General features: G+C 63.5%; 5 protein-coding genes. 4 read left to right on the forward strand and 1 reads right to left on the reverse strand.

The features are described 5' to 3' along the window. From AC1P6P_RS03390 to AC1P6P_RS03405, 4 genes are all read left to right on the forward strand, one after another. Nucleotides 1-189, forward strand: a 189-nt coding sequence (locus tag AC1P6P_RS03390) for a CheR family methyltransferase (RefSeq protein WP_481401027.1), incomplete at its 5' end; no start/stop codon positions are given. Between the two features lie 22 nt (nucleotides 190-211). Continuing rightward, a complete protein-coding gene (locus tag AC1P6P_RS03395; RefSeq protein ID WP_481401028.1) occupies nucleotides 212-622 on the forward strand; it encodes a bacteriohemerythrin in 411 nt (136 codons plus the stop codon). Nucleotides 623-778: 156 nt separating this feature from the next. Further along, the gene (locus AC1P6P_RS03400; protein ID WP_481401029.1) at nucleotides 779-1,210 is read left to right on the forward strand and encodes an NUDIX hydrolase; all 432 of its coding nucleotides are present in this window, start codon (nucleotides 779-781) and stop codon (nucleotides 1,208-1,210) included. 41 nt (nucleotides 1,211-1,251) lie between these two features. Continuing rightward, nucleotides 1,252-4,350: a glycoside hydrolase family 2 protein gene (locus AC1P6P_RS03405; RefSeq protein WP_481401030.1), complete on the forward strand. Its 3,099-nt coding sequence runs from the start codon at nucleotides 1,252-1,254 to the stop codon at nucleotides 4,348-4,350. A 77-nt stretch (nucleotides 4,351-4,427) separates the two neighbouring features. On the opposite strand, the gene AC1P6P_RS03410 is transcribed toward AC1P6P_RS03405, so the two are convergent. After that, nucleotides 4,428-5,189, reverse strand: a complete 762-nt coding sequence (locus AC1P6P_RS03410) for a response regulator (protein WP_481401031.1) — start codon at nucleotides 5,187-5,189, stop codon at nucleotides 4,428-4,430. Nucleotides 5,190-5,779 lie beyond the last annotated feature (590 nt).

A 5,779-nucleotide genomic window follows, 5' to 3' on the forward strand; every position in this document is an offset into this window, starting at 1 on the left:
GATTTCGACGTGATCTTCCTGCGCAACGTGCTGATCTATTTCGATCGCGCGACGCAGAAGAGCGTCTTGACCCGGCTGACGGCGCATCTGCGCCCGGGCGGGTACCTGTTCCTCGGACATTCGGAGACGCTGGCGGGCAGCGGCCTGCCGCTCGATCAGGTCACCAGCACCGTCTTCGTGCGGCGCTGACCACTCAATTCGGGAGAAAATCATGGCGTTCTTGAACTGGAATCCGGGCTTCAGCGTCGGCGTCAAAATGTTCGACCAGGAACACATGGGCCTGATCGCGATCATCAATGAGCTGCACGACAAGATGCACGCCGGACAGGGCAAGGACGTGCTCGGCGCCATCGTCAAGAAGCTGATCGACTACACCGTGCGCCATTTTGAGCACGAGGAAATCGAACTGAAGCGCCACGGCTATCCCGAGTTGCGCGATCATAAGGCGCAGCACGAGACGCTGAAGCAAAAGGTCGCCGAATTCCACAACCGCCTGACCATCGGCTACAACGGCCTGATCGCCATCGAAATGCTGAGATTCCTGAAATCCTGGCTGGAACAACATATCCAGCAAGAGGACAGGGCTTACGGCAAATTTCTCAACGCCAAGGGAGTCCGGTGACGATCGGTCGGCGCTCGTGCGGGGCTGTTGGCGATACCGCGAGGCGGTTCGCGCGGTCGGAATGTTGTGCGGTTGCAGGATCAGCTGTAAGGCCTATTGCATACTTGAGCCGCGCCGCGCCGGTCGCGATAATGCGCGCTTGGATTCGGCGAGGCCGTGCGTTTGAACAGCGTGACCCATCAGGCAGGCGTGATCGCCTATCGCATCGTGGACGGTGCCGGCGAAGTGCTGCTCATCACCTCGCGCGAGACGCGACGCTGGATCATCCCCAAAGGCAACATCGGGCGGGGCAAGACGGCGCCTGAAGCGGCCGCTCTGGAAGCCTACGAAGAGGCCGGCGTACGCGGAACGATCGCCAGCGAAATCCCGCTCGGCTTCTACACCTATTTCAAGCGGCGCCCCGACGACAGCACCTATCCGGTGAGCGTCGAGGTCTATCTCCTCAAAGCCGAGCGCCAGGCCAAGAAATGGCCCGAAAAGGGCACGCGCAAGCTGGTCTGGCTGCCAGTCAAGGACGCCATCCGCAAGATCGAGGAGCCCGGCGTCATACCGCTTCTAAGGCGCGTCGGCGAACTGATCCCGGCCTGACAAGGACACCGTGGCGTCTGGCGGAGGGTCCCGGCCGGCCTATGCTGACGCGGTCGCCCGATTCGCGCGAGGCCGCCGCCATGCCCGCTTTCAGCCGCCGCCGCTTCCTGATCGCCTCCGGCGCCCTGCCGCTGGTGAGCGCCGACGCCGCCCCGCACGATCCCTCGCTGATCGCCATCCCCGACGAAAACTGGCGCCTCGTCCTCGACCGCGCGGCGGAGTGGAAAACCGACGACGTCTTCCTGCCCGCCGACGTGCGCCTCGACAAATTGCCGATGCACAATCCAAGCGGCGGCTGGGGCATGCTCGACGACGGCCTCGCCGTCATTTTGCCGACCACCGTGGAGCAGCATCACTGGGGCCAGTTCGGCACCCGGCCCTACAACTCCGCCGAATATCGCTATGCCGACGACGATCCGGTGCCGCAGAATGGCGCCTATATCGGCGTGTCGTGGTGGGTGAAGGATGTCGACATCCCGGCAGCGGCGCATGGCAAACGCGCCATCCTGACCGTGCGCGGAGCGCGGCTGCGCGCCGAGGTGTTCCTCAACCAGAAACTCGTCGGCTACAGCCTTCTCGCCGAGCTGCCGTTCGATTGCGACCTCACCCATGCGATCAAGCCGGGCAAGACCAACCAACTCGCCATCCGCATCACCAATCCGGGCGGGCGCTACGACTGGAAGGATTCCGGCACCGTCAGTTGGGGCAAGGTGAAATTCTATCCCGGGCATGGCTTCGGCGGCCTCGATCGCGGGCTGTCCATCGCCCTCGTTCCGCTCGACGCCCATATCGCCGACGCCTGGGTGCTCAACACCCCCGAGCCGCGGGTGGCGACGGCCTTCATGGACGTCGCGCCGGCGTTCCGCCTGAAAATGGGCGACTGGCTGAAGGCCAAAGCGTCGGCCACGCTGTTCGAGGCGGCGAGTGGCAAACCAGTGGCGGCGAACATCCGTGTCGAGACGGTCGAACGCAAAGGCGAGCGGCTCCTGGTACGCCTGTCGATCGCCGCGCCGGAGGCGAAGCTGTGGGATTTGCGGACGCCGACGCTCTATCGCCTGCGCCTGCGATGGGACAAAGCCGTGCGCGAGGTCCGCTTCGGCTTCCGCTGGTTCGCGCCGGAGGGCTTCGGCCGCGACGCCGTATTCAAGCTCAACGGCAAGCGGATCAAGGTTTATTCGGCGATTTCGTGGGGCTATTGGGGCTTCAACGGCTTGTGGCCGACGCCCGAACTGGCGCAGCGCGAGGTCGAGACGGCGAAAACGCTGGGACTCAATTGCCTGCACTTCCACCGCAACCTCGGCCGCTCCGAGGTACTCGACCGCCAGGACGAGATGGGCCTGCTGAGGGTAATGGAACCGGGCGCCGGCCGCGGCGCCATCGCGGGCAATGACAAGACCCCGGCCGACAAATTCGCCCGCGATTATGAAGTGGCGCGCTCAGTCGGCATGGTCAAGGCGTTCCGCAGCCATCCCAGCCTTGTTCAGTACACGCTGCAAAACGAGATTGACGGCGATCTCGCCAATCCCGATCTCGAAGCGGTGATGGCGGCGATGCGCGAGGCCGATCCCAGCCGCACGGTGCTGCTCAACGACGGCTTCGTCGGCCGCGGCGCGGCGCAGGCCATGTTCCGCCCGTACGACGCCGTTTTCCACCGTTCCGACAAAGAACCGTTCGCCGGCTGGTGGGTCAATCACCAGGGCGCCGGCGATCAGTGGGTCGACGCCTTTTATCAGGACAAGGACAATTTCATCCATCGCCAGCCCGAAAGGCGCGCCATCGTCGAATTCGGCGAGATGGAAGGCTGCGCGGTGGGCGACAATCACACTCTGGAAACGGCCGAAATCCTTGCCCACGGCGGCAAAAGCTACGATCTCGAAGATCATCGCGCCGTGGTGGTCGGCACCAACGAATTCCTCGAGCGCGCCGGTTTTCGCCACAGCTTTGCCACCGCCGAAGCGCTTTACCGTGCCATCGGCAAGAAGCAGTACGATTCCTGGGCGAATTATCTCGAAAACATCCGCATCGGCGATTCCGTCGACATGGCCTGCATTTCGGGCTGGGAATCGACGGCGGTGGAAAACCATTCCGGCATCGTCTCGAACCTGCGCCATTGCCATGGCGATCCGGCGCTGATCCGCGCCAGCCTGTTGCCGGTGCGCCCGGTCGCCAAGCAGCGCAAGCTCGCTTACGCGCTCGGCGAAAAGGCGGTGCTCGATCTTTGGCTGCTCAACGACACCGATGCGCCGGTGACGGGCCCACTGACGCTCAGCGTGGAAGCGCCCGACGGTACCCGCCGCGAGGTGACGCGCCAGCCGGCCCCGCCGCATGTGCCGGGACAGTTCAGTTATCTGCTCGCGGAAAACGTCGTCACGCCGGCCTTCGAACGCGAAGGCCTGCATCGCATCCGCTTCGAACTTGACGGTGTGCCCGCCTTCACGCGCGAAGTCTGGGTCACCGACGCCAAACTGCCGCTCGACCATTCCACCCGCATCTCGGTCGCCGGCATCGCCAAATCGCTGCGCACCAGGCTCGATGCGGTCGCCGATCTCGAAATCGAGGAATTCTCCGGCTGGGGCTGCGACGGCATCGTTGCCTCGGGGCTGACGACCGACGAGATCGCCCGCCGCCCGGTTGGCGAAGAGACCGGCAACGAAACCCGGCCGAAGACCGGCAAACCGGCGCCGGTCGCAGGCGCGCTGCCGCAATGGGTGCTGGAGGCGGTCAAGGACGGCATCCCGCTGATCGCCATCGTGCCCGATGATGGCCTTGCCGATGGCGTCGCCAAGCAACTCGCGGGGCTCGGCCTCTTCAGCTATTCCGGACAGGTCGGCGATTTGCGCGCGCCATGGATGGGCAACTGGAATTTCCTCAAGCGCCATCCGCTGACCGCCGGAATTCCCGCCGACATGGCCGCGGGCGTGCTGCACCAAATCCCCGGCAAGGAGTCGAACGGGTTGATCGTGGAAGGCGACAATCTGGAGGTCATCGCCGGCTACAGCCGCGACCACGACCGCCGCGTCGGCGCCGCCAGCTTCATCGCCCGCAAGGGCCGCATGCGCGTCCTCGTCCATCGCCTGCCCGACATGGCCAAACCGCTGCAGACACGCTGGTTGCGCAACGCGATCAATTGGCTGGCGTGAACATGGTGCGTGCTTCGCGGGCCGGCCAAGTCGAAATGTCGACCAATCCGCAGACGGCATTCGAAGGATAACGGCCTCTAAACCAGCCGCACTTCGGCGACCAGGCTGTAGCCGCCGCCCCAGACGGTCTTGATGTAAGTCGGGTTCTTGGAATCCGGCTCGATCTTTTTGCGCACCCGGCTGATCAGATTGTCTATGGAACGGTCGAAAGCCGAGGCTTCGCGCCCCTGGGTCAGATCGAGCAGCTGGTCGCGCGACAACACGATGTGCGGCCGCTCCAGGAACGCCAGCAACAGATTGAACTCGCCGGTGGAAAGCGGCACCACCTCGCCGTCGTCGCCAACCAGCTGACGGGCGCCGGTCTTCAGCTTCCAGGTGCCGAACTGCATCGTCTTCTGAACCGGGAGACGGCGCGAACGCGGCACCGATTGGGCCCGGCGGATCACCGCTTTGGTGCGGGCGAGCAACTCGCGCGGAGCGAACGGTTTGACCACATAATCATCGGCGCCCATCTCGAGCCCGATAATCCGGTCGGTCTCTTCTGACTTCGCCGACAACAGAATGGTCGGGATGTCGAGCTTCTCCCGGATAGAACGGCAGAGCGACAAGCCGTCCTCGCCTGGCATCATGATGTCGAGAATGATGAGATCGAACTTGTAGCGGCTGAGAAGATGACGAGCCTCGAGCGCATGGCTCGCCATGGTCACGCGGAAGCCATTGCGCTGCAGATAATGGCCGAGAGGATCGCGGACGCTGCGTTCATCCTCCACCAAGAGAATATGATAGCCCTCATCCGGCTTCTGGGTGCTTTCCTGGCCGTCCACAGGTTGGGTCGTCATGCATTGCTCCGACGTGGGGACAACGGCCGCACGACGCACCTTCTGATGCGTACCTCAGTTCCGTCCGCCGCACTGTACATCCGCTGCCCTCCGGCACCCGCGAGGCGCTTCGTCGCCCGCCAATGTCCGAAGCCCCATCTTCCTAACCCCGCCTCGTTCCGTAAAGCATGGAGAAAATAACGCCACGACATGCATTGTATCAAACCGTCGCAATGCAGAGTCCCACTGCAAATCCCGACACGATTGCCGCCTTACGCCGAGTTCACGAGCGCGAAGACAGTGAAAACATAGAGTTGGTGCCGATCGGCAGGAATTGCCCTCACGGGGTAAGCATTGCCCGATTTCTCTCAAAACTGTCCCCGACACAATTGTGTGACGCCGGATTCCGCCGAATCGCCACGGCCCAACTGGCATGCGGTCTGCTTTTCCGCAGATGCCGATCCGCATGCCGCGGACGGCTCTCTATAGGAGACTCTCCATGTCCATAGATGGCATTGGCGCGAGCGGATCGGGGCTATCCCAGATCTTATCGCGCATGCTTAGCAGACTGGACACGACGTCGACCTCGACCACGACGGCCGATACGACAT

This window comes from Rhizomicrobium sp. (assembly GCF_056722145.1).